Raw genomic sequence first — 21929 nt, forward strand, 5'->3', positions numbered from 1 at the left:
TAACCTTAGGTCTCAATATGCCACTAAGTGCTGAACTCGCCGAAAAGTCGGTTCAAGCGGCGATTGCTGCCATTGAGGTTTACAACAAACCGAATTTCTCATACAGAGAGGAGGCCTTTGCGTTGCTGATGTCAAACGCATGGGAGCTGTTGTTAAAAGCCAAGTGGTTGCTAGATCACAATGATTCAATCGAATCGTTGTATGAGTACATTGACGATGGAGTGGGTGGGAAGACGCCCAAAACGAACCGCAGTGGTAATCCTCTTTCTCGCGGGGCTGGATATCTTGCCGCTAAGCTTAAAGACGATAAGGATTCTGGATTGGAGCAACCATGCCATGACAACTTTATCGCTCTTGTTGAAATTCGAGACAACGCTGCGCATTTCATTAACAAAGATTTGTACCTCGGTCGGCGGATTCTAGAAATTGGTACGGCGTCGTTGCGAAACTACCTGTGTTTAGCCACAGAGTGGTTTCAGCTTGACCTGACTAAATACAACTTTTTTTTAATGCCGATTTCGTTTTATCACGGCTTTGAGGCGGCTGAACCGGTAACCCGTGCACACTATCCCGAGCAGGTACAACGTCTTTTGGCCTACCTCGATGCACTTGAAGAGAGTCCGGCAGAAGAAACTGCTAAGCAACATGTCGCTCTTCGAATGGAAACCAAACTTGTTCGAGGTAAGGATACGGCAGCAATTGCGTTTCGATGGACAGATGATCCCCATGCACCGGCAATTACCGTGCGCGAGGAAGATATTTTCAAGAACTATCCCATGACATATCGTGATCTGGCCAATACGATGAAACGACGTTATGAAGACTTTCTGGAGAACAAGGCGTTTCATAAGATTCGCCAAGTTCTTGAGAAAGATAATAAATATGTAATCGTGCGACTTCTACATCCCGCAAACCCTACTAGCTCGCGTCAGCGTTTCTACAATCCGAATATCCTGCAGGAGTTCGATAACCACTATGAGCGACGCAAAAAATCTTAGTCCTTTTGTGTGATTGTCCTCGTCACTTTGAGTCTGTCGATTTTGACAAGCAACTGAGTGATCGCCTATGTGCGCTGGTTTAGCTGCCATGCCTGGCGCTGGTAACGAGCAGGAACGGGCCGGTCGCTAGGCCGTAGTCGGTGTCGCTGCGCAGATTGGTGGCGTGCTCCAGCGCGGCGGATGCGCTGCCGCGGCGTGTGGCGCGACGTTAAGCGTTAATCTTAGGAATATGGCAAAAGAAAAACCGACGCTTAGGGCCGACTCGCTCGCGCTAGACGACTGGCTTGAGCATGTATTAACACCAGAACATAAGCGCAAAGTTCTTCTTGCTACTTACCAGTTCCCGACAGTAAAACACCGCGACGAGTTCTTAAACTCAATTCACACTCGCTCAGATCAAACGATCAAGGCGTTGCTTCGCTCATTTCTCATTTCCGGAGGTACTCTTGGAATTGACGACTCCACTCGGCGCTGGGTGTGGTCAATGAGTGACGAAGAACTAACAAAACTCCTTGACGAGTATGAATTCATTCGAAGACTCGTCGAACCACCGTTTCTTCCGTGGGATGGAACGATGTGGATTTTGGACCTACTTCCACACTACCCGGCAAAAGCGCTTGATGTTTTGGGGGCATATTTCACAGCTCATTGCCAATTTCTTCCGGATGGTCGTGCTAATGGTCTCTCGGACGCAGAGGCCATCATTCGAAAACGGTATCTTCATTGTGAAAATCCACGCGAAGCATTACTGGTCCTGCGTCCTGATGAGTTTGAGTGCTTGATTGGCGCGTTGTATGAAAAGCTGGGGTACAAAGTTACTGTCACGCAAACTTCCCGTGACGGCGGCGTTGATATTGAGGCACGTCGAACAGATGCTGGTGGTCAGGCGCTTGTCCTTATTCAGTGCAAACGCTACGAAGACGTTGTGCGAGTTCAAGCCGTTCGAGAGTTAATGGGGGTTGTCTCACGACGCCAAGCTAATAAGGGTGTTCTTGTCGCAACCTGCGGGTTCACTCCGCCAGCATGGCAAGAAGCTAGCTCTACACCGATGATTGAGCTAATTGACTTTCAAGCACTCAATAAGCTTCTTAACCAAAACTTTGGAGCCAAGTGGCCCGATTACATGACGTATGACATTCGGCGTGTACAGATGGCCCACGCGAAATCGCGGACTTCGAAAGCTACCTAACTTGCGCATTGATCTGACTGATCTTCTGTGCCTATGATGGTGGCGTTCGCAGACCGCTAAACACCGCATGTTCAATACGGAGGCACCATGGACGCAGACCTTGAAAGCCTGTCACGTGAGCAGCTCGTCGATGAAGTCAAAAAACTACGCCAGGGCATTCGCGCGCATCGCGACAGCACGGGCCACGAGCTGTGCTGGCACCACCCGGCACTGTGGACGCTGCTGCCGGAAAAATCCGACCCGTTGCCTACCGTGCCCGACTGGCCGCAATTTTTTCGCGGCTGCATTCGTTACCGGCAGTCGCTGGACGAGCAGTTGCCGGACGCGCCGCGAAGCCATGAGCCCTACCGCGACTGAGTGCTGCGAAACCGTTTCATTCCTCGCTCAGTTCTGCCTGATCCCCGCCACCAGTTGTGTCACGTTGTGCCGCATCAGCGTGAGGTAGCTGTCAGCTGGGCCACCAGCTTTTGACAGGGCATCGACATACAGCGCGGGGCCGGGTGTCACACCCGCGTCCTTGCTCAGTTGGGCGAGCAGCTTGGGGTTGCTCATGTTTTCAAAAAACACGGCCTTGATTTTTTCGCGCTGGATCTGCCGGATCAGTTGGGCAACTTCCTTTGCGCTGGGTTCGGCTTCGGTGGAGATTCCTTGTGGCGCCAGGAAGCTGACCTGGTAGTGCGCGCCGAAATAACCGAAGGCGTCGTGTGAGGTGATGACCTTGCGTTTGGCGGCTGGGACGGCGCTGAGCTGTTCTTTGGCCCAGGCGTCCAGCGCCTGCAACTCCTTCACGTAGGTTTCGCTGTTGTCTTTGTAGGTGGCTGCACCTGCGGGGTCGAGCCGGGCGAGGGCTGCGGCGATGTTGCGCACGTAGATCACGACGTTGGTTGGATCCTGCCAGGCGTGCGGGTCGGTTTCTTTTCCGCCTTTTTCACCGGGCATGGTGCGGGCCTTCACGCCTTGCGAAGCCACCGCCACCGGGCCCTTGTAGCCGGCGGACTTGACGAGTTTTTGCGCCCACGGTTCAAAGCCCAGGCCGTTGCTGACCAGCAGTTTGCTTTGCAACAGGTTTTTGGCGTCAGCGGGTTTGGGTTCGAACACATGCGCGTCTTCATCGGGGCCGACCAGGGTGGTGACAGCCACGCGTTCACCGCCGACCACACGGACGAGGTCGCCGAGGATGCTGAAGCTGGCGACCACAGGGATCTTGTCGGCGGCCATGCCGGCGGTGGCGGCGGACAGCAGCGCGGCCCCGACCAGGGGTGTCAGCAGTTTGCGCAGCATGTGTTGGATGGATGTCATGGAAGGCTCCGGATTGGTAAAACAAAAAAAGTGGACTCAGGCAACACGATGCGCACGTGCGAATGTGCGCGGCAGCCAGCCGCTGGGCGCCAGCAAGAGTGATGCAAAGTACAGCGCGCCGGCGCAGCCGATGATGGTCGGGCCCGAAGGTGTATCGAAGTGGTAAGACAGCAGCAGCCCGGTGTAGCCGGCCGCCATGGCCTGTGCCCCTGCGTTGGCAAGCTGTGCGGGCAGGGTGTCATGCCAGAGGCGCGCCGACACCGCGGGCAGCATCATCAGGCCGACGGCCATCAGCGTGCCCAGCGTCTGGAAGCCGGCCACGAGGTTGATGACGACCAGCATCAAAAAGCCCTGCTGCCACGCCCACTTGAAAGAGGCGCTGCGGCCCGTTGCAGCCAGGAACACCGGGTCAAAACTTTCGAGCACCAGGCCGCGGTAGGCTGCCGCCAGCGCGACCAGGCTGATGCTGGCCACGCCGGCCACCAGCAGCAGGCCCGGCGTGTCGACGCCCAGCGCGCTGCCGAACAGGATGTGCAGCAGGTCAAGCTGCGTGCCGTGGCCGGAAATGAGCGTCACGCCCAGCGCCAGCGCCACCAGGTAAACGGCAGCCAGGCTGGCGTCTTCTTTCAGCGTGGTGGCGCGGCTGATGAAGCCGGCCAGCGCGGCCACCAGCATGCCGGCCAGTACGCCGCCCGCGGCCATGGCCGTGAGCGACAGGCCGCACAGCATGAACCCGATGGCGACACCCGGCAATATGGCGTGGCTGAGCGCATCACCCAGCAGGCTCATGCGCCGCAAGGTCAGGAAAACGCCCAGTGGTGCGGCGCTGAGCGACAACGCCATCGTGGCCACCAGCGCGCGGCGCATAAAGGCGTATTCGGCGAACGGCGCAAACAGAATGGCCCAGGCACCGTGAAGGGCGTGCTGCGCGGCTTCTATCACGCCGCAGCCTTGTGCAGCAGGGGCTCGTGCAATGCCACTGGTGTGGCTACTGCCTTGTCGTCGATGCGGCAGGCTTCGGCGCTTTCGTCCCATGCTTCTGCCATCGCGCGGGCGCGCGCCAGGTTGCCTTCGGTCATGACCTGTGCGGTGGGCCCCCAGGCGACGGCTTCGCGCGCCAGCAGGAGTGTTTGCGGAAAATGCGCCCGCACCTGGGCATCGTCGTGCAGCACGGCAATCACGGTGCGCCCCTGGGCATGCCACTGACGAATCAACGCCAGCAAGGCGGCGGTGGTCTTGCTGTCTATTGCGTTAAAGGGCTCGTCCAGCAGGATCAGGCGGGCGTCCTGCACCAGCAGGCGGGCAAACAGCACGCGCTGGAACTGCCCGCTGGAAAGCGTGCCAATGGGCCGCGCTTCAAAACCTTCCAGGCCAACGGTGCGCAAGGCCGTGCCGACGGCGGCCCACTGCGCCTCACTGACACATCCCCATGCGCCCTGTGAAGGCCAGCAGCCGAGCAGCACGGCGTCGCACACGTCCATCGGAAAGCTCCGGTCCAGCTCAGCCTGTTGCGGCAGGTAGGCGATGCGCGCGCGCGGCGTTGCCGTGGTGACCTGTCCGCCCGAACGGGGCAGCAAACCCATGATGCTTTTGCACAGCGTGCTTTTGCCGGCGCCGTTGGGGCCAACAACCGCAGTCAGCGAACCCGCCGCGAAGTGACCGCTGACGTGGTGCAGCGCCGGATGCTGCCGGTAGCTGACGGTGAGGTTGTCCAGCGCGACCATGGCGCTCACCATGGCGCTATTTCCGCCGAAGCCCAGGCGACCGCCATCCAGAGCAGCGCCACGGCCGGCAATACCGCGAGCACCCGGCGCCAGGCCGGCCAGGCGAGGATGCTGCGGCGGCGCAGAGGTGGTGGAGGGAAGGGAGGAGGTGAAGCTGGCAAGGGAGTCGTCTTTACAAACAAGCGGGCCGGGAAGTCATCAAAAGCCACTCGGTTGCGGTAATAATGCAACTGAATTGCTGTATAGTCTAATGCAACATTGTTGCGTTATGTGCGCGCATTGCGAAAATACACCGCGCGCTCTTTTGCCAAACTCTTTCCGAACGGCTTCATCCCATGGCATCCGTCCACCCTGTCAGGCGTTCCAAAACCGAGCCCGGCATCACCGCCGACGCGGACCCGATTGATGTGCTGTTGTCAGCCCACGGCCTGCGCCGCACCAGCGCTGCGCGTCTGGTGCTGGGCTGGCTGCTGGCCCACCCGAACACCAGCTACACGCACGCGCAACTGCAGGCCGCGTTGGGCGGCGACGATGATGCCGGCGAAGGCGTGACACTGGATCGCGTCACGCTGTACCGGCTGATCGACCGGCTCACGCAGGTGGGTTTGCTGCTGTGCCGCGTGGACGCCAACCGCGTGCGGCGTTACCAGGCCATGCCGAGCAGCGTGCACGCCATTCCCCACTTTGAATGCCAGAGCTGCCACCGCGACAGCCCCTTGTCGGGTGCGTTGTCGGGCAAGCGTTCGGGTGCGCTCAAGGCCAGCACCAAAGACCTGGAACGCGCCGCGCAAACCGCGCTGGAAGCATTGAAGGCGCTGGGTTACCAGGGCATGAGCATGGACTTTGCCGTGCGGGGCGTGTGCGCCGACTGCGCCAACGGCACGGCTTCTTCATGATCAGCACCCGCCAGCTGGCTTACCGCTACACCAATGGTCCCGAGCTGCGCTTTGCGGACTTGGACGTCGCGCAGGGCGGCACCTTGCTGCTGCGCGGTGCGTCGGGCTCGGGCAAATCAACCTGGCTGGCGCTGGCGGCAGGTTTGCTGGCGCCCAGTGAGGGCGACATCACAGTGGCCGGCCAGTCCATCAAAGCATTGGGCGGACGTGCCGGCGACGCGTGGCGGGCAAAAGCCATTGGCTTTTTGCCGCAGAAGCTTCACCTGAGCGCAGCGCTGACGGTGCAGGGCAACCTGGCCATGGCGCAGTGGGCCGCCGGCCAGCCGGATGACGAAGGCCGCATTGCCGAAGCGTTGGACGCGCTGGACGTGCGCGCGTTGGCTGGTCGCAAGCCGCCCCAACTATCTGGCGGGCAGGCGCAGCGTGTGGCACTGGCACGTGCGGTGCTGCTGAAGCCGCGCGTGATCCTGGCCGATGAACCCACGGCCAGCCTGGACGACGACGCGGCCGCGGCGTCGCTGGCCTTGCTGCAAAGCGCGGCGCAACAGCAGGGCGCCACGCTGGTGATTGCCACGCACGATGCGCGTGTCCAGGCCTTTTTTAAAGATGAAAAAGGCCTGCAGTCCTTATTGGTCGAGCGCAAGCAGCTATGAAAATGATAGCGTTCAAAACCGTGGTGTTTTCATGGCGCTACCTGTGGTCGCGGCCGCTGGCTGCAGCGCTGAATTTGCTGCTGCTCACCCTGGGGCTGGCCTCCATCACTTTTCTCCTGCTGGTCAGCCACCAGATCAGCCAGGCGTTTGACCGCGACGTGGCCGGCATCGACGTGGTGGTGGGCGCCAAGGGCAGCCCGATGCAGCTGATCCTGTCAGGTGTGTTTCACCTTGACGTGCCGACGGGTAATGTGCCGCTGGCGGCGGTGAAGGAACTGGAAAAGCATCCGCAGGTGGCCAAGGTCATTCCCATCAGCCTGGGTGACAGCTTTCGCGGCTTTCGCATTGTGGGCACCACGCCCGACTACATCCACCATTACGACGCGCAACTGGCGCAGGGCGCGCTGTGGGTTAAGCCCATGCAGGCCGTCATTGGCGCGCAGGTGGCGCAGCAAACCGGCCTGAAAGTGGGCGACAGCTTTACCGGCACGCACGGCCTGGGGGGAGGCGGTGAAGAGCACAAGCTGAGTCCTTATGTGGTGTCGGGCGTCCTGGCCGGCAGCCACACGGTGCTGGACCGCCTGGTGCTGACGGCCACCGAGTCCGTCTGGCAGGTGCATGAAACCGACACGGCACTGGACGACGACGACCGCAAGGTGCTGGAAGAAGAGCGCGAAATCACGCTGGCGCTGATCCAGTACAAAACGCCGCTGGCGGCCGTGACCTTTCCGCGCTACATCAACAGCAGCACCGAGATGCAGGCTGCCGCGCCGGCGCTGGAAATCACGCGCCTGCTGAGCATGGTGGGTGTGGGCACCGACGTGCTGCGGGCGCTGGCCGGCGTGCTGCTGCTGACGGCGGGCCTGAGCGTCTTCATTGCGCTGTGGGGTGCCGTGCGTGAGCGCCGGGCCGACCTGGCGCTGCTGCGCATGCTGGGCGCGCCGCCGGCCCGCGTGGCCGGCCTGCTGCTGTGCGAAGCGCTGTGGCTGGCGTTGCTGGCAACCATGCTGGGGGTGCTTGCGGGGCAGGGGCTGACGGCACTGCTGGCCTGGGCGTTGCAACTTGAAAAATCTGTCCTGATCGGTGCGCTGTCATGGCCGGTCGAGCTGGTCAGTGTGCCGGTACTGGCTTTGGGGGTGGCGCTGGCGTCTGCGTTGCTGCCGGCCTGGGAAGCCTACCGGGTCAGTGTGTTTGAACTTCTCCAATCAAGGTAACCTTCTTATGACAAACCTCTCTTCCATCAAAAAATTCCTCACCCTGTCTCCTGTTGCGGCCACGTTTGCGGCGGTGGCCCTGAGCGCCACGTTTTCGCTGGCCCATGCGCAGCACAACGACAAGGAAACCAAGGAAGACATCCAGCGCCACCGCGCCATGGCCGCCGCCCACGAAAACGCCGCCAAATGCCTGGAATCGGGCAAGAAAGACGAAGTTTGTGAAAAAGAGCTGCAGGCCGCTTGCAAAGGCCTGGCTGTCGGCAAATACTGCGGGATGAAACACGTTCATTGACGTTCATTGACGTCCACTGACGTCACCGCGACGCCCCTGAAGTGGCCTCACCTTTTTTCTGGATTTTCTGGAGTACTGCATGACAGCCTCTTTTCGCCCTCGCACTCCAAGCCTTTACGGACTGAGGTGGGCATTGGCCTGCAGCACGCTGCTGGCCGCTACAGGCCTTTCGGCGCAAACGCTGTCTTCACCGCTGGCGAATGGCGGCAAGCCTGCCGCGGCAGGGCCGGCGTTTGACATACCGGTCGGACAGGGCGCGGGCGTGCATGGCGCCAACAGTCCGTTTCCGCCGCTGGCAGCCCGTACGGATGTGGTGCCCTGGTCGGTGCTGACGGCGGTGAAAACCAAAAACGAGAAAAACCGCATCCTTCCGGTCTTCACCCTCGACCAGATGGCGCTGAACCAGAAAACCCAGCGCATCCAGGGTTTCATGATGCCGCTGGACCCGGGCGAAAAGCAAAAGCATTTTTTGCTGTCGTCAGTGCCGCTGACCTGCGCCTTCTGCCTGCCCGGCGGGCCCGAGAGCATGGTCGAAGTCAAAACCAAAACGCCGGTGAAATACAGCATGGAGCCGGTGGTGGTGGAGGGGCGCTTCCTCGTCCTCAATGACGACTCTTACGGCCTTTACTACCGCATCACGGATGCCACCAGCGTCAAGTGAGCGTCGGGGTCTGAGTCGCGCCCGGGCCCTGGCCTGGCTGCTGGCCGCCACGCTATTGCTTGCGCAACTGCTGGGGCTGATGCACGGCGTGGTGCACAGCCCGCAGGCGCACATCCATTCACATTCGAATATGCATCATGACGGCCACCATCAGGGACACGCCGCTCTTGCGCATGTGGAAGAAGAGGGAGAGAGTGAAGGCGGCTGGCTGGCTTCTCTGTTTTCCTCGCATGACGGCGATCCGGATTGCCGCCTGTTTGACCAGGCCAGCCACGGCCAGGCGGCGCCCACGCTTCCCCTGCTGAGTTTGCCGCTGGTGCTCTCCAGCGTGGCATTTGACATCTCCCGCGGCGAAGCACTCGCCCGCTGGGCGGCGCTGTTCGACGCGCGCGGCCCGCCTTCCACTCGCTGAATCTCCCCGTTTTTCTGTGCGCCGGCCACCTGGCCAGGGCGCAGCTTTGCCCTCTTGTTTTTCGATTCAGCGAGTCATCATGAACCCACCTTTTATCAGCCGCGCGCTCTGCGTCGCGGCGACGCTCTCCTGCGGCCTGGCGACTGCCCAGACCGCCTCGCCAGCATCTGCCCCCAGCCTGAAAGAAGTCACCGTCACCGGTAACCCGCTGGGCGCTACTGATTTGATAGCGCCTGCCGCACAGTACTCGGGCGCCGGACTGCTATTGCGATCCAAAACCACACTCGGCGAAACGCTGGACGGCGTGCCCGGTGTGAGCAGCACCTACTTCGGCCCGAACGCCAGCCGCCCCATCATCCGCGGCCTGGACGGCGACCGCATCCGCATCCTGGGCAACGGCGGCGCGACGCTGGACGCCTCCAGCCTGAGCTATGACCACGCGGTGACGTCCGACCCGATCAGCATCGAACGCGTGGAGGTGCTGCGCGGCCCCGGCGCATTGCTGTATGGCGGCAGTGCGGTGGGCGGCGTGGTCAACGTGATCGACAACCGCATTCCGCGCGAGCCGCTGTTTGACGAGAAAGGCGGTGTCGGCGGCAAGGTCGACCTGGGCCTGGCCACCGGCAACCGCGAGAAAAGCAGCGGCGTGTTGCTCGAAGGCGGCAACAATCGCTACGCCCTGCATGTTGACGTGTTCAGCCGCGAAACCGGCGACGTGAAGGTGCCCACCGACCTGGCTTGCAGCAAGGGCGGCGTGAACACCATCACCCACCGCATCTGCAATTCGGACAGCAAAGTGCGCGGTGGTGCGGCGGGCGGCTCGGTGTTTTTTGACCACGGCTACCTGGGCGCGTCCGTCAGCACCTACCGCAGCAACTACGGCACGGTGGCCGAGGACGACGTGACGATCGACATGAAGTCCAACCGTGCGGCGCTGGAAGGCGAGGTGCGTAACCTGGGCGGTTTCATCCAGAGCGTAAAGGGCCAGCTGAGCCACACCGACTACGAACACACCGAATTTGAAGGGCCCAACCCCGGCACGGTGTTCAAGAACAAGGGCAGTGATTTCCGGCTGGAGGCCCGCCATGCGCGCATCGGCAACCTGGACGGCGTGATCGGCTTTCAGGCCGAGAACAACAAGTTTTCGGCCGACGGCGCCGAGGCTTTCGCGCCTTACAGCAAGACGTCGCAGAACGCCATGTTCGCTTACGAGGAATACACCACCGGCTGGGGCAAGCTGAGCTTTGGCGGGCGTCTGGAGTCGGTCAAGGTGGAGTCGCTGGGCAACCCGCTGGTGGCGCGCTTTGCACCATTGACGCGCGACTTCACGCCGCATAGCTATGCGCTGGGTGCCTTGTGGAACGCGGCGCCGGGCTGGCAGCTCACCAGCAACCTGGCCTATACCGAACGCGCGCCCAAAGACTACGAGCTCTTCGCCCAGGGCCCGCACGTAGCGACCAAAGCCTGGGAAAGCGGCGACGCCACATTGGGCAAGGAGAAGTCGACCAGCCTGGATGTTGGCGCGGCCTGGAAGTCCGGCGCCAACAGCTTTGCGGCCAATGCCTATGTGCACCGTTTCAAAAGCTACATCGGGTTGCTGGCCACGGGCAACAACTATGGGCAGGAAGACGGCGCGCTGAACCCGGCCGACCTGGACGGTGACGGCGTGGACGACAACGACCCGGACAACAAGCTGCTGCCGGAGTTTGCCTACACCGGCGTGCGCGCCCGCTTTGTGGGCCTGGAGGCCAGCGGCAACATCCGCCTGATCGAAGGAGCCTCCAGTCTGGACCTGGCCTTGCGCGGCGATGTGGTGCGTGCCACCAACCTCAGCAACGGCCTGCCGTTGCCGCGCATTGCGCCGGCACGCATGGGGGCAAGCCTGGTGTGGGCCCACGGGCCGTGGGGCAGCAGCATCGGCTTTGACCATTCGATGGCGCAAAACCGTGTGGCCGCCGGCCAGCGTGCCACGTCGGCCTACACGCTGTGGAACCTGGCGGCCACCTATCGCATGAAGGCAGGCGTGAGCAACATCCTCTGGTATGCGAAGGTGGACAACCTGACCAACCAGCTGGCCTACAGCGCGGCCTCGGTACTGACGACCACGGCGTTTCCCAAGGCGCCGCTGCCGGGGCGCAGCCTGAAGGTGGGCATGCAGCTCGCTTTTTAAGCGGGGCCACTACGTAAAACACGCAGACTCGCTGACCGCCCGCGCGCTAAGATTGTGCGGATGAACCAGCTTGTCTTCGTGTCCCTGCTTCCCGTCGTGTTGTTGATTGCTACAGGTTTCATAGCTGGTCGCGCACAGTGGATAAGGCCCGAAGCGATAAAAGACCTTTCAAACCTGATCTTCCTGCTGCTTACGCCGGCTTTGTTGTTTCGCACCATGAGCCGGGTGCATGTGGAGGAACTGGACTTCAAGCCGGTGCTGGCTTACTTTCTGGCGGTCGTGGTGCTATTTGGCGGCACCTTGCTGCTGCAGGGCTTTAACCGCCGCGCAGCGGTGCTGGCGCTGGCCAATACTTTTTCGAACACCGTGATGATCGGCATTGCGCTGATCGGGCTGATGTATGGACCGCAAGGTCTGATTACGCTGTTCACGTTGGTCTCGGTGCATTCGCTGTTGCTGCTGACCAGCGCCACGGTGGTGCTGGAGCTGGCGGTGGCGCATGAACAGAAGCTGGGCACGTCTGATGAAGTCACCACTGCGCCGCGCCACCCGGTGGCCACGGTGTTGATGGCCGTGAAAAACGCGTTGCTGCACCCGGTGCCGTTGCCCATCATTGCCGGCCTGCTGTTTGCGCAAACCGGCCTTGCGATTCCCGTGGTGATCGACAAGCCGCTGGAACTGCTGGCCAATGCCTTCGGTCCGCTGGCGCTGGTGCTGGTGGGCGTGACACTGGCCAATACGCGTGTGGGTGAGCACTGGCGGCCGGCGCTGGCACTGGCGGGCGTGAAAAACCTGCTGCACCCCTTGCTGGTGTTTGGCCTGTGCCGCCTGCTGGGTGTGGGCGGCGTGCCGATGGCCGTCATGGTGGTGGCTTCGGCCCTCCCCATTGGCGCCAATGTGTTTTTGTTTTCCCAGCGCTACAAGGTGGCGGAAGACCTGATTACTGCCAGTGTCGTGGTGTCTACCGCGCTGGCCCTGGTGACGCTGACCATTGTGCTGCTGCTGGTCGGGCGGTTTGTCTAAATCTCATTCACGGAGCCATTGATGCAGTTCCTCCAGTCCCTGCCGGTATCGGCGCAAACCATCGGCCTGCTCCTGCTTTCCAACGTGTTCATGACCTTTGCCTGGTACGGACACCTGAAAAACCTGGCCACCTCGCCCTGGTATATCGCAGCGCTGATCAGCTGGGGCATCGCACTGTTTGAATACCTGCTCCAGGTGCCCGGCAACCGCATCGGCTTTACCCAGTTCAGCGTCGGGCAGCTCAAGATCATGCAGGAGGTCATCACGCTGAGCGTGTTCGTGCCTTTTGCAGTGTTCTATTTGAACGAGCCGTTGAAGCTTGACTACCTGTGGGCGGCGCTGTGCATGGTGGGCGCGGTGTATTTCATCTTCCGTTCCGCCTGAGTACTCGGTATTTGTCCCTGCCCCTGATTGGCCCTTGTGGATGCGCCGAGGAGCGGAGGATCAGACGGATCAGGGCAAAAACTTGTTTGAGCCGCAGGCGAGTTGTTTTTGACCCCGGCTGGACCGAGCACCGCAGGTTGCCCGTAGTGAAGCGAAGGGACGCAGGAACCAGGGTCGCCTTTTCTTTGCTTACTTTCTTTTGGCGAAGCAAAAGAAAGTGAGTTGCATGCCGGGCAACCCCCGGCCAGCGAGCCTCTGCGGAGAAACCACCGTTAGACATACCCCAAACCGGCCCGAAACCACGGGCGGTTAAACTTCCGGCAGTCACAAAAACGTCATACTTTTGACATATTTCCTGAGGAACTGACATGCTGTTTGGCAAATTGCTGCCGCGCGAAGGCAATTTTTTCGAGATGTTCAACCAGCATGCCGAACGCATCGTCGAGGCCGCCCATGCGTTTTCGAACCTGGTTGCGAACTACGCGGACGTGCAAAAGCGCGAAGCTTTCAACCGCGAAGTCGACCACGCCGAGCGTGCCGCCGACCGCATCACGCATGAAGTCAACCGGGCGCTGCACAAGACTTTCATCACGCCCATCGACCGCGAGCAGATCCACAAGCTGATCAACACCATGGACGACGTGGCCGACCTGATCCAGGATTCGGCCGAAACCATGGCGCTTTACGACGTGCGCCACATGACCGACGACATCGTGCGGCTGACCGACCTGAGCGTCAAATGCTGCGAACGCCTGCAGGACGCCGTGGCGCTGATCGAAAAAGTCAGCGATGCCGCGACGGCTGAAGCCGCCCTGAAAACCTGCGAGGAAATCGACAAGCTCGAGTCCGACGCCGACCGCGTCATGCGCTCGGCCATGAGCCGGCTGTTCCGCGAAGAGCCCGATGTACGGGAAGTGATCAAGCTCAAGGCGGTGTACGAACTACTGGAAACCATCACCGACAAGTGTGAGGATGTGGCCAACCTGATCGAGGGCATCGTCCTCGAGAACTCCTGAAGATGGCAGCCCCCACGCTCCTCGCTTCGCGTAGTTCGCTGCCCCCCGAGGGGGCTGGCCTTGCTTGGGGCGGCCCTGCGCTGCGTCCCGGCGCGTTCGTTTCCCTAGCTACCTCATTGGGATAAATATGCAAACCGTACAGGCCGCCCTGTGGGTGGTGTTCCTGCTGGTCTTCCTGGCCATTGCGTTCGACTTCATGAACGGCTTTCATGACGCGGCCAACTCGATCGCCACGGTGGTGTCGACGGGCGTGCTCAAGCCGGGGCAGGCGGTGCTGTTCGCCGCTTTCTTCAACTTCCTGGCGTATTTCATCTTCCACCTGAGCGTGGCGGCGACCATCGGCAAGGGCATCGTGATGCCGGGCGTGGTGGACACGCATGTGGTGTTTGGCGCGCTGATGGGCGCCATCACCTGGAACATCCTCACCTGGTTCTACGGCATTCCCAGCAGCTCTTCGCATGCGCTGATAGGCGGCATCGTGGGGGCCGTCATCGCCAAGGCCGGCGCCAGCGCGCTGATCGCCTCGGGCGTGTTCAAGGTGGTGGCCTTCATTTTCGTGTCGCCGTTGCTCGGCTTTTTGCTGGGCTCGCTGATGATGGTGGCGGTGGCCTGGGTGTGTCGCAGGACGACCCCGTCGAAGGCCGACCGATGGTTTCGCCGGCTTCAGCTGGTCTCCGCCGGCGCTTACAGCCTGGGGCACGGCGGCAACGACGCGCAAAAGACCGCCGGCATCATCTGGCTGCTGTTGATCGCCGCGACGACCAGCAACGTGCAGGGTTTGCCGGTCTGGATGATGGCGACCACGGAACACCTGCCGATCTGGGTGGTCATCGTCTGCTACATCGCCATCGGCTTTGGCACCATGTTCGGCGGCTGGCGTATCGTGAAAACCATGGGCCAGAAGATCACCAAGCTCAAGCCCGTGGGCGGCTTCTGCGCCGAGACTGGCGGCGCACTGACGCTGTTCCTGGCGACCGGGCTGGGTATTCCTGTTTCCACCACGCACACCATCACCGGCGCCATCGTGGGCGTAGGCTCCACGCAGCGCGCTTCAGCCGTGCGCTGGGGCGTGGCCGGCAATATCGTCTGGGCCTGGATTTTCACGATCCCGGCTTCAGCATTCGTGGCAGCAATCGCGTACTGGGTCAGTCTTCAGGTTTTCTGATCGCGCCACGCACTGAGCATGCGTCGTGGCCTCTCTTTAATCAAGCCGGGGCCGCGGAACTGGCTTTGCCAGGCCGCAGGCGCAGCGGCCCCCTCGGGGGGCAGAGAGCTACACGAAGTGAGCGACCGTGGGGGCCATATTCACTGCGATATCTTCTTGGCCTCTTCGACTTGGTATTCAAAGTAGCGCTGGAAGCTGAACACGATGCTGGACATCAGTGAGATGGTGCCGAACAGCAGGGCAAACACCACCGCGCCTATGGTCAGCCAGTTGGTGTTGCCCGCCTGGGTATCGGGCGTAGCCGTGTTGTGCAGCGCGTTCCATTTGTCGGTCGACATCAGGCCGTAGTAAATCGCGGTGAGCGCCGTACCGGCCAGCGTAAAGCCCAGCAGCGGAATCAGCACCCAGGCGAGGTGATCGTCCTGCCCATAAAGCCGCACACGTTCCACGCCCCACCAGCCCAGCGCGGCGGCGATGGGGTGCAGCCAGGCCCAGATGTCGCCCAGGCCGAACAGGTAGAGGCGGTGCACGCCGAGCTGGCCGGCTGCGAAGGCGAGCCAGGCGGCGAGGGTTTTGTTTTTGGGCGCTTTAGGGGCTGTGGAGGCGGTTGCTTGCATGCGGCGATTATGCGGCGGGTGCATCCACCGGCGGCTGCGTGTCACCTGCGCCCAGGGTCTTTTCCATGATCACGATGTCGCGCCAGGCGCCGAACTTCCAGCCGCAGGAGGCAATGGTGCCGACCTCTTTGAAGCCAAGCGAGCGGTGTACGCCCACCGAGCCGGCGTTGGCCGAATCACCGATCACGGCCATGGCCTTGCGTACGCCCACCGCTTCAAGCCGTGCCAGCAACTCGGCCAGCAACGCACGGCCCAGGCCCTTGCGGTGCAGGTCAGGCGCGAGGTAGATCGAGTCTTCCACTGAAAATCGGTAGGCCGGGCGGGGCTTGAACCAGTTGCCGTAGGCAAAGCCGGCGATTTTTCCATCCTCTTCGGCGACCAGGTAAGGCAGGCCCTTGGACAGCACGTCGGCCCGGCGGGCGGTCATGTCGGCCACGCTGGGAGGCTCGGTTTCGAAGGTGCCTGTGCTGTGCAATACGTGGTGGCTGTATATGGCCGTGATGGCGGAAATGTCTTCTTCGCGGCTGGGGCGGATGAGGGGCATGTCGGTGGTGGTTTCGGAGACAGGAGAATGGGTGTGCGGGGGGCTTCAGGAGCGGGGTAGGGGTGAATTTGGGCAAAAACCGTTCGGCAGGCTATAATCTCAGGCTTTGCAGCAATTCGCTGGCCGGGTGGCCATGTCGTGTGTCTCAAGCGCTGCAGAACATTGGGGTATCTACCTTACCGGTAAGCCCCACCACCCGAAGGATAAATCATGGTCGTCATTCGACTTGCACGCGGCGGTTCCAAGCACCGTCCTTTTTTCAATATTGTTGTGGCTGACAAACGCGTTCGCCGCGACGGCCGTTTCATCGAGCGCATCGGGTTTTACAACCCGATTGCCAAAGGTGGCGAAGAAGGCCTGCGCATTGCGCAAGACCGCCTGACCCACTGGATCGGTGTGGGCGCCCAGCCGTCTCCTACCGTTCTGCGCCTGGTCAAGCAAGGTGCTACGGCTGCTGTCAAAACGGCCTGAAGAACTCGGTCTGATTTAGACTGATTTAGAGATTGATGCAGCCCGGCCTTCAGTCGTCGGCAGGCTTGACACCCTCAAGCCTTCCGCACGACGCCATCGAAGTCGGGCGCATCCTGGATGCATGGGGCGTCAAGGGCTGGGTGAAAATCCTGCCGCACAGCACCGATCCAGAAGCGCTTTTCGCGGCCAAATCCTGGTTTTTGCAGGCGCCTGACGCCAAATTCCGCCCGGGGTTTACCGTGTTCTCCGGCACAGTCACGCTCAGCGTCGACGAAGCCAAAGTCCACTCCGATTCCGTCGTCGCCAAGTTCATGGGCCTTGATGACCGCAATGCGGCCGAGGCCTTGCGTGGCGCGCGTATCTTCCTGCCACGCAGCAGCTTTCCCGCCGCCTCCAAGGATGAGTACTACTGGGTCGACCTGATCGGCCTGAACGTGGTCAACCGCGAAGGCGTGCCATTGGGCCTGGTGCGTGACCTGATGGCCACCGGCCCGCACTCTGTCCTGTGTGTGGAGTACACCGTCCAGCAGGAAGACGGCACGAGCGTGACCGCCGAACGCATGATTCCGTTTGTTTCCGTGTATGTCGACGCGGTGGATATCGCCGGCAAATGCATCACGGTTGACTGGCAGCCGGACTACTGATTTTTGTAGCCCAAAGGGGCTGTTGCCCCGAAGCGCCGGGCTCGCACACAATAGCCCCATGCGCTTCGACATCATCACACTTTTTCCCGAGCTTTTTGCGCCCTTCCTGGTCAGCGGCGTGACCCGCCGCGCCTACGAATCTGGCCTCGTCGAGGTGAAGCTCTGGAACCTGCGGGACTTTGCCGACGGCAACTACCGCCGCGTGGACGACCGGCCTTTCGGCGGCGGCCCCGGCATGGTGATGATGGCTGAGCCGCTGGCGCTGTGCCTTGAAAAAATACAGGCTGACCGTGCTGCGAGCGGTGCGCCCAAGGTTCCCACAGTGCTTTTTTCTCCCGTGGGCAAGGCTTTGGACCATGCCGGCGTTGAAGGCTGGTCGGCCGGCGCCGGTGCGGTGTTGATCTGCGGCCGCTACGAAGGGCTGGACCAGCGCTTCATCCAGGCCCATGTTGACTTGCAGATCAGCCTGGGCGATTTTGTGCTGTCGGGCGGGGAAATTGCCGCCATGGCCTTGCTCGATGCGGTGTCCCGGCTGCAGCCCGGGGTGCTTAATGACGAGGGCAGCCATCAGCTGGACAGCTTTAATCCTGCACTCGACGGCTTGCTGGATTGCCCCCATTACACGCGGCCCGAAAGCTGGCGCGGCCAGCCTGTTCCGACCACCCTGATGTCTGGAAACCACGCCCACATTGAGCGGTGGCGGCGCGAACAGCGCCTGGCGCTGACGCAGCGCCAGCGCCCAGAATTGGTGCAAATGGCACGGCAGAGTGGGAATTTGAGCGAAAGTGACGAGGCTTTTCTGGCCGATTTGGTCGAAAACCCGGACAAAGACGCTTGAAAAAGCACTGACTTGCTATAATCAAAGGCTTTTCGATCCTCTGGCGGCCACTGCAACCATCTGAATCATCTTCGGGTGAATCCATGGATTTGCGGTCTTTAGCGTAGCGCGTGTATGAGCGAAGAAGTTAGATGGAAAAATCATGAATCTGATCCAGACCCTTGAGCAGGAAGAAATCGCCCGCTTGAACAAGACCATTCCCGTTTACGCTCCCGGCGACACCGTGATCGTCAGCGTCAATGTGGTGGAAGGTACGCGTAAACGTGTGCAGGCTTTTGAAGGTGTGGTGATTGCCAAGCGCAATCGCGGCCTCAATTCCAGCTTTATCGTTCGCAAGATCTCCAACGGCGAAGGCGTGGAACGTACGTTCCAGGTTTACAGCCCGCTGATCGCGAAGATTGAAGTCAAGCGCCGTGGTGATGTGCGCCGTGCCAAGCTGTACTACCTGCGTAGCCGCAGCGGCAAATCCGCACGTATCAAGGAAAAGCTGGGCGCCAAGGCTGCCTAAAAGCACCTCCGCCCTGAAAAGCCGCTCTGTCGAGCGGCTTTTTTTTGCCTGCTAACCTCTCACCCCATGAACAACACCCGGCCCCTGCCGAAGTTTGACCCGCGCAGCATCCCGGTGCTGGGTATTGATGACCATCTGGCGGGCGTCCCTTCGGCGCACCTTTCACCGGAGGCCCTGCGCCAGCGTTTTCGGCATCCGCCTGTGTGGACTCCCGAACACAGCGTCGAAAAGAAATTTACCGACCGCACGCCCGCACTGGCTGCGGTGCTGATTCCGCTGGTCATGCGGGACGAGCTGACGCTGCTGCTGACGGAGCGGACCACCAACCTGTCCACGCACTCGGGCCAGGTCGCCTTGCCGGGCGGCCGCACGGACGAGACCGACCGCGATGCGGTGGACACCGCGCTGCGGGAAGCGCACGAGGAGGTTGGTCTGCCGCGCGACCATGTGGAGGTGCTGGGCACCTTGCCGACCTACGTCACCGGCACCGCTTTCATCATCACACCGGTCGTGGCGCTGGTGAGGCCCGGCTTCGTGCTGCAGCCCAACCCCGGTGAAGTCGCAGATGTCTTCGAGGTGCCGTTGGGCTACCTGATGAACCCGGCCAACCATCGCCGCCACGAGATGGAATTCGACGGCGCCCTACGCCAATGGCTTTCCATGCCGTACTCAGACCCCTCCATGGAAGGTGATGGCAACGAGGCCAGGGAGCGCTATATCTGGGGCGCGACGGCTGGCATGCTGCGTAATCTCTATCGTTTTCTAGTTGCGTAACACCCCCGTCCGGGCTCACTTCGTGTAGCCCGTTCCCCCAAAAATTGGTACACCCCTGTCCAAGCTCACTACGTGTAGCTTGTTCCCCCCTCGAGGGGGCGGCGCCTGCGGTCTGGCAAAGCCAGTCCCGCGGCCCCACTGGTGAAATACCTCCACCACTGGTCGCACCCATCGAATTCTTCAAACCAGCATGAGCCGTGGAACCGGCTTTGCCGGGCCACAGGCGGGCGGCCCCCTCGGGGGGCAGGGAGCTACACGAAGTGAGCGACCGTGGGGGCCAAGTTATGATTCCTCATGAGCTTTTTTGCCGTTTTGTTTGCACTCATCATCGAACAGGCCCGTCCGCTGGCCCGCGGCAACTGGATTCATGCGGGATTTCGGGGCTGGGCCCGCTGGACCAACCGCAGCCTGGATGCCGGCAAACCGCACCATGGCTGGATCGCATGGACGGTCGCCGTGCTGGTGCCGGCGCTGGTCACCTTCCTGATTCACTGGCTGCTGTGGACCATCAATCCCGTGCTGGCTTTTGCGTGGAACGTGGCAATCCTCTATGTCACGCTGGGCTTCCGGCAGTTCAGCCACTACTTCACGGACATACGCGATGCGCTGGATGACGGCGACGAAACGACAGCGCGCGAATTGCTGGCGCAGTGGCGCCAGGTCGATGCGAGCGAGCTTCCACGCAGCGAAATCGTCCGCCACGTGATTGAATATTCGGTGCTGGCCGCGCACCGCCATGTGTTCGGCGTGCTGGGCTGGTTTTCGGTGCTCGCTGCGCTGGGGCTGGGGCCCGCAGGCGCCGTGCTCTACCGCATGAGCGAGTTCGTTTCACGCTACTGGGCCTATAAAAGAAGGACCGCCGCCGCGGCAGGCGAGGGCGCCAGCACGGCGTTGCAGCTCGCCGCAAGCCGAGCCTGGGGCGTGATTGATTTTGTGCCCGCCCGTGTCACCTCGCTGGGCTTCGCGGTGGTCGGCAGTTTTGAAGACGCCATTGATGCCTGGCGCAACTACACGCATCGGTTTCCGGTTGGCACACCTTCGGCCTCTGAAAACCGCAACGACGGGATCATCCTGGCTGCTACGTCCGGTGCCGTGAACGTGCGCCTGGGCGGCGAAGCGCTCAAGACCACGTTTTCGGCGGACACCTCGCAAAGTTTCCAGGCGGGTGGCCTGGACGCGGAAGACGGCATCGCCACAGAAGCCACGCCTGGCCGGGAGCCCGAAGTGGCGCACCTGCGAAGCATCGTGGGGCTGGTGTGGCGTTCCGTGGTGCTGTGGATGGTCTTGCTGGCGCTGCTGACCCTGGCACGCCTGCTCGGATGAGCGGTAGCACGCCTTCCGCTTTGCCCTTCGGGCAATCCTTCTGGAGCCCTGCGGTGCGCGGTCTTGTGCCGTATGTGCCGGGAGAGCAGCCCGGCGTTGCGGACCTGGTCAAGCTCAACACCAACGAGAACCCTTACCCGCCGTCGCCCCGTGTCGTTGCCGCCATCACGGCAGCGGCTCAAAACGGCCTGCAGCTTTATCCCGACCCGCAGGCCAACGCACTCAGGCGGGCGATTGCCGGCTGCCACGGCATAGACGCGGGCCAGGTGTTTGCCGGCAATGGTTCGGATGAAGTGCTCGCGCACGCTTTCTGCGCATTTTTCCGCCACGGCCAGCCGCTGCTGATGCCGGATGTCAGCTACAGCTTTTACAAGGTGTACTGCGGGCTCTATGGCATTGAGGTTGGGCTCGTGCCGCTGGATGCGTCCCTGCGCATCAATGTGGCGGATTACACCGCGCCATGCGCAGGCGTGGTGATTGCCAACCCGAACGCACCCACCGGCACCGGCCTGCCGCTGGCGCACATCGAGCAGCTGTTGCTGCGGCACCCCGAGCGGGTGGTATTGGTGGACGAGGCCTATGTCGATTTCGGCGGTGAGACCGCCATCAGTCTGATTGCGCGCTATCCCAATTTGCTGGTGGTGCACACGCTGTCCAAGTCGCGCTCGCTGGCCGGATTGCGTGTTGGTTTTGCGGCCGGCCAGCGCCACCTGATCGAAGCCCTTGAGCGGGTGAAAGACAGCTTCAATTCCTATCCGCTGGATCGTCTGGCCATCGCCGGCGCCGTGGCCGCTTACGAGGACCGTGCTTATTTTGAAGCGACCTGCACGGCCGTGATCCAGAGCCGCGATCTGTTAAGCCGGCAGCTGCAAGGACTGGGCTTTGAGGTCCTGCCTTCGCAAGCCAACTTCGTGCTGGCTCGCCATCCTGACCACGACGCAGCGGCCCTCGCGATCGGCTTGCGCGAAAAAAACATCCTGGTGCGCCATTTCAGGCAGCCGCGCATCGACCAGCATTTGCGCATCAGCGTGGGCACGCCGGCGCAATGTGAGGCGCTGGTGCAGGCCTGCCGCGAGCTGCTCAAGGCCTGACGTTGTTGCCCGGCCGGGCGCTG

27 protein-coding genes are annotated in these 21929 nt (G+C 61.6%); 21 read left to right on the plus strand and 6 right to left on the minus strand.

Features of this window, described 5'->3' with window-relative positions:
- Positions 1-17: 17 nt before the first annotated feature.
- From AC1DU8_RS05260 to AC1DU8_RS05270, 3 genes are all read left to right on the plus strand, one after another.
- Positions 18-998, plus strand: coding sequence for a DUF3644 domain-containing protein (locus tag AC1DU8_RS05260; RefSeq protein WP_477726523.1), 981 nt, complete (start codon positions 18-20; stop codon positions 996-998).
- Between the two features lie 229 nt (positions 999-1227).
- On the plus strand, positions 1228-2187 hold the full coding sequence (locus AC1DU8_RS05265; protein ID WP_477726524.1) for a restriction endonuclease: 960 nt from the start codon (positions 1228-1230) through the stop codon (positions 2185-2187).
- 87 nt (positions 2188-2274) lie between these two features.
- The gene (locus tag AC1DU8_RS05270) at positions 2275-2544 is read left to right on the plus strand and encodes a hypothetical protein (RefSeq protein WP_477726525.1); all 270 of its coding nucleotides are present in this window, start codon (positions 2275-2277) and stop codon (positions 2542-2544) included.
- A gap of 27 nt (positions 2545-2571) precedes the next feature.
- On the opposite strand, the gene AC1DU8_RS05275 is transcribed toward AC1DU8_RS05270, so the two are convergent.
- The 4 genes from AC1DU8_RS05275 to AC1DU8_RS05290 all read right to left on the minus strand — a co-directional run bounded on the left by AC1DU8_RS05275 (position 2572) and on the right by AC1DU8_RS05290 (position 5371).
- Positions 2572-3486: a metal ABC transporter substrate-binding protein gene (locus AC1DU8_RS05275; protein ID WP_477726526.1), complete on the minus strand. Its 915-nt coding sequence runs from the start codon at positions 3484-3486 to the stop codon at positions 2572-2574.
- A gap of 36 nt (positions 3487-3522) precedes the next feature.
- Positions 3523-4353: a metal ABC transporter permease gene (locus AC1DU8_RS05280; protein WP_477727034.1), complete on the minus strand. Its 831-nt coding sequence runs from the start codon at positions 4351-4353 to the stop codon at positions 3523-3525.
- 71 nt (positions 4354-4424) lie between these two features.
- A complete protein-coding gene (locus tag AC1DU8_RS05285; RefSeq protein ID WP_477727035.1) occupies positions 4425-5219 on the minus strand; it encodes a metal ABC transporter ATP-binding protein in 795 nt (264 codons plus the stop codon).
- Positions 5216-5371 (minus strand): hypothetical protein, encoded by a 156-nt coding sequence (locus AC1DU8_RS05290; protein WP_477665569.1) that lies wholly within the window; start codon positions 5369-5371, stop codon positions 5216-5218. Before AC1DU8_RS05290 ends, AC1DU8_RS05285 begins: the two co-directional genes overlap by 4 nt.
- A gap of 174 nt (positions 5372-5545) precedes the next feature.
- Here AC1DU8_RS05290 and AC1DU8_RS05295 point away from each other — a divergent pair, with 174 nt between their 5' ends.
- From AC1DU8_RS05295 to AC1DU8_RS05345, 11 genes are all read left to right on the plus strand, one after another.
- Entirely contained in the window at positions 5546-6106 is a 561-nt protein-coding gene (locus AC1DU8_RS05295; RefSeq protein WP_477726527.1) for a Fur family transcriptional regulator, read from the plus strand.
- Positions 6103-6759, plus strand: coding sequence for an ATP-binding cassette domain-containing protein (locus AC1DU8_RS05300; protein ID WP_477726528.1), 657 nt, complete (start codon positions 6103-6105; stop codon positions 6757-6759). Before AC1DU8_RS05295 ends, AC1DU8_RS05300 begins: the two co-directional genes overlap by 4 nt.
- The gene (locus AC1DU8_RS05305) at positions 6756-7973 is read left to right on the plus strand and encodes an ABC transporter permease (RefSeq protein ID WP_477726529.1); all 1218 of its coding nucleotides are present in this window, start codon (positions 6756-6758) and stop codon (positions 7971-7973) included. Before AC1DU8_RS05300 ends, AC1DU8_RS05305 begins: the two co-directional genes overlap by 4 nt.
- A 7-nt stretch (positions 7974-7980) precedes the next feature.
- On the plus strand, positions 7981-8265 hold the full coding sequence (locus AC1DU8_RS05310) for a hypothetical protein (RefSeq protein ID WP_457279955.1): 285 nt from the start codon (positions 7981-7983) through the stop codon (positions 8263-8265).
- A 79-nt stretch (positions 8266-8344) separates the two neighbouring features.
- Positions 8345-8926 (plus strand): DUF3299 domain-containing protein, encoded by a 582-nt coding sequence (locus AC1DU8_RS05315; protein ID WP_457279956.1) that lies wholly within the window; start codon positions 8345-8347, stop codon positions 8924-8926.
- Entirely contained in the window at positions 8907-9338 is a 432-nt protein-coding gene (locus AC1DU8_RS05320; RefSeq protein WP_457279957.1) for a hypothetical protein, read from the plus strand. The genes AC1DU8_RS05315 and AC1DU8_RS05320 overlap by 20 nt, the downstream gene beginning before the upstream one ends.
- 79 nt (positions 9339-9417) lie before the next feature.
- Positions 9418-11508 (plus strand): TonB-dependent receptor, encoded by a 2091-nt coding sequence (locus AC1DU8_RS05325; protein WP_457279958.1) that lies wholly within the window; start codon positions 9418-9420, stop codon positions 11506-11508.
- Positions 11509-11568: 60 nt separating this feature from the next.
- A complete protein-coding gene (locus AC1DU8_RS05330) occupies positions 11569-12531 on the plus strand; it encodes an AEC family transporter (RefSeq protein WP_477726530.1) in 963 nt (320 codons plus the stop codon).
- A gap of 21 nt (positions 12532-12552) precedes the next feature.
- Entirely contained in the window at positions 12553-12915 is a 363-nt protein-coding gene (locus AC1DU8_RS05335) for a DMT family protein (RefSeq protein ID WP_457279960.1), read from the plus strand.
- Between the two features lie 368 nt (positions 12916-13283).
- Positions 13284-13931: a DUF47 domain-containing protein gene (locus AC1DU8_RS05340; RefSeq protein ID WP_457279961.1), complete on the plus strand. Its 648-nt coding sequence runs from the start codon at positions 13284-13286 to the stop codon at positions 13929-13931.
- 127 nt (positions 13932-14058) lie between these two features.
- Positions 14059-15096, plus strand: coding sequence for an inorganic phosphate transporter (locus AC1DU8_RS05345; RefSeq protein ID WP_457279962.1), 1038 nt, complete (start codon positions 14059-14061; stop codon positions 15094-15096).
- A 140-nt stretch (positions 15097-15236) separates the two neighbouring features.
- Here the strand turns inward: AC1DU8_RS05345 and AC1DU8_RS05350 are convergent, their stop codons facing one another.
- Together AC1DU8_RS05350 and AC1DU8_RS05355 are read right to left on the minus strand one after the other, a co-directional pair.
- Complete coding sequence (locus AC1DU8_RS05350; protein ID WP_457279963.1) at positions 15237-15713, minus strand: hypothetical protein; 477 nt, start codon at positions 15711-15713, stop codon at positions 15237-15239.
- Between the two features lie 7 nt (positions 15714-15720).
- Positions 15721-16257 carry a GNAT family N-acetyltransferase gene (locus AC1DU8_RS05355; protein ID WP_457279964.1) on the minus strand — a complete coding sequence of 179 codons (537 nt, stop codon included), beginning with the start codon at positions 16255-16257 and terminating at the stop codon, positions 15721-15723.
- 210 nt (positions 16258-16467) lie between these two features.
- Between AC1DU8_RS05355 and rpsP the strand changes: the two genes are divergently transcribed.
- The 7 genes from rpsP (at position 16468) to hisC (ending at position 21906) form a co-directional block, all read left to right on the plus strand.
- Positions 16468-16728, plus strand: a complete 261-nt coding sequence (gene rpsP, locus AC1DU8_RS05360; RefSeq protein ID WP_457279965.1) for a 30S ribosomal protein S16 — start codon at positions 16468-16470, stop codon at positions 16726-16728.
- A gap of 35 nt (positions 16729-16763) precedes the next feature.
- The gene (gene rimM / locus AC1DU8_RS05365) at positions 16764-17372 is read left to right on the plus strand and encodes a ribosome maturation factor RimM (protein ID WP_457279966.1); all 609 of its coding nucleotides are present in this window, start codon (positions 16764-16766) and stop codon (positions 17370-17372) included.
- 58 nt (positions 17373-17430) lie between these two features.
- Positions 17431-18210, plus strand: a complete 780-nt coding sequence (gene trmD, locus AC1DU8_RS05370) for a tRNA (guanosine(37)-N1)-methyltransferase TrmD (protein ID WP_457279967.1) — start codon at positions 17431-17433, stop codon at positions 18208-18210.
- Between the two features lie 142 nt (positions 18211-18352).
- Positions 18353-18718, plus strand: a complete 366-nt coding sequence (gene rplS, locus AC1DU8_RS05375) for a 50S ribosomal protein L19 (RefSeq protein WP_077595343.1) — start codon at positions 18353-18355, stop codon at positions 18716-18718.
- A gap of 66 nt (positions 18719-18784) precedes the next feature.
- Positions 18785-19492 (plus strand): CoA pyrophosphatase, encoded by a 708-nt coding sequence (locus tag AC1DU8_RS05380; protein ID WP_457279968.1) that lies wholly within the window; start codon positions 18785-18787, stop codon positions 19490-19492.
- Between the two features lie 294 nt (positions 19493-19786).
- On the plus strand, positions 19787-20815 hold the full coding sequence (locus tag AC1DU8_RS05385) for a CobD/CbiB family protein (RefSeq protein WP_457279969.1): 1029 nt from the start codon (positions 19787-19789) through the stop codon (positions 20813-20815).
- Entirely contained in the window at positions 20812-21906 is a 1095-nt protein-coding gene (hisC, locus tag AC1DU8_RS05390; protein WP_477701823.1) for a histidinol-phosphate transaminase, read from the plus strand. Before AC1DU8_RS05385 ends, hisC begins: the two co-directional genes overlap by 4 nt.
- Positions 21907-21929 lie beyond the last annotated feature (23 nt).

The sequence above is a fragment of the Polaromonas sp. P3_A5 genome, assembly GCF_056403055.1.

Excerpts from the sequence above, each read along its gene's own strand:
- rimM (WP_457279966.1), top strand. The coding sequence starts at position 16,764 with ATGCAGCCCGGCCTTCAGTCGTCGGCAGGCTTGACACCCTCAAGCCTT.
- AC1DU8_RS05345 (WP_457279962.1), top strand. The coding sequence starts at position 14,059 with ATGCAAACCGTACAGGCCGCCCTGTGGGTGGTGTTCCTGCTGGTCTTC.
- AC1DU8_RS05280 (WP_477727034.1), bottom strand. The coding sequence starts at position 4,353 with ATGCGCCGCGCGCTGGTGGCCACGATGGCGTTGTCGCTCAGCGCCGCA.
- AC1DU8_RS05325 (WP_457279958.1), top strand. The coding sequence starts at position 9,418 with ATGAACCCACCTTTTATCAGCCGCGCGCTCTGCGTCGCGGCGACGCTC.
- AC1DU8_RS05260 (WP_477726523.1), top strand. The coding sequence starts at position 18 with ATGCCACTAAGTGCTGAACTCGCCGAAAAGTCGGTTCAAGCGGCGATT.
- rpsP (WP_457279965.1), top strand. The coding sequence starts at position 16,468 with ATGGTCGTCATTCGACTTGCACGCGGCGGTTCCAAGCACCGTCCTTTT.
- AC1DU8_RS05315 (WP_457279956.1), top strand. The coding sequence starts at position 8,345 with ATGACAGCCTCTTTTCGCCCTCGCACTCCAAGCCTTTACGGACTGAGG.
- AC1DU8_RS05355 (WP_457279964.1), bottom strand. The coding sequence starts at position 16,257 with ATGCCCCTCATCCGCCCCAGCCGCGAAGAAGACATTTCCGCCATCACG.
- AC1DU8_RS05270 (WP_477726525.1), top strand. The coding sequence starts at position 2,275 with ATGGACGCAGACCTTGAAAGCCTGTCACGTGAGCAGCTCGTCGATGAA.
- AC1DU8_RS05305 (WP_477726529.1), top strand. The coding sequence starts at position 6,756 with ATGAAAATGATAGCGTTCAAAACCGTGGTGTTTTCATGGCGCTACCTG.
- AC1DU8_RS05330 (WP_477726530.1), top strand. The coding sequence starts at position 11,569 with ATGAACCAGCTTGTCTTCGTGTCCCTGCTTCCCGTCGTGTTGTTGATT.
- rplS (WP_077595343.1), top strand. The coding sequence starts at position 18,353 with ATGAATCTGATCCAGACCCTTGAGCAGGAAGAAATCGCCCGCTTGAAC.
- AC1DU8_RS05265 (WP_477726524.1), top strand. The coding sequence starts at position 1,228 with ATGGCAAAAGAAAAACCGACGCTTAGGGCCGACTCGCTCGCGCTAGAC.
- AC1DU8_RS05340 (WP_457279961.1), top strand. The coding sequence starts at position 13,284 with ATGCTGTTTGGCAAATTGCTGCCGCGCGAAGGCAATTTTTTCGAGATG.
- AC1DU8_RS05350 (WP_457279963.1), bottom strand. The coding sequence starts at position 15,713 with ATGCAAGCAACCGCCTCCACAGCCCCTAAAGCGCCCAAAAACAAAACC.
- AC1DU8_RS05320 (WP_457279957.1), top strand. The coding sequence starts at position 8,907 with ATGCCACCAGCGTCAAGTGAGCGTCGGGGTCTGAGTCGCGCCCGGGCC.
- AC1DU8_RS05335 (WP_457279960.1), top strand. The coding sequence starts at position 12,553 with ATGCAGTTCCTCCAGTCCCTGCCGGTATCGGCGCAAACCATCGGCCTG.
- AC1DU8_RS05300 (WP_477726528.1), top strand. The coding sequence starts at position 6,103 with ATGATCAGCACCCGCCAGCTGGCTTACCGCTACACCAATGGTCCCGAG.
- AC1DU8_RS05380 (WP_457279968.1), top strand. The coding sequence starts at position 18,785 with ATGAACAACACCCGGCCCCTGCCGAAGTTTGACCCGCGCAGCATCCCG.
- AC1DU8_RS05310 (WP_457279955.1), top strand. The coding sequence starts at position 7,981 with ATGACAAACCTCTCTTCCATCAAAAAATTCCTCACCCTGTCTCCTGTT.
- AC1DU8_RS05295 (WP_477726527.1), top strand. The coding sequence starts at position 5,546 with ATGGCATCCGTCCACCCTGTCAGGCGTTCCAAAACCGAGCCCGGCATC.
- AC1DU8_RS05275 (WP_477726526.1), bottom strand. The coding sequence starts at position 3,486 with ATGACATCCATCCAACACATGCTGCGCAAACTGCTGACACCCCTGGTC.
- hisC (WP_477701823.1), top strand. The coding sequence starts at position 20,812 with ATGAGCGGTAGCACGCCTTCCGCTTTGCCCTTCGGGCAATCCTTCTGG.
- trmD (WP_457279967.1), top strand. The coding sequence starts at position 17,431 with ATGCGCTTCGACATCATCACACTTTTTCCCGAGCTTTTTGCGCCCTTC.
- AC1DU8_RS05385 (WP_457279969.1), top strand. The coding sequence starts at position 19,787 with ATGAGCTTTTTTGCCGTTTTGTTTGCACTCATCATCGAACAGGCCCGT.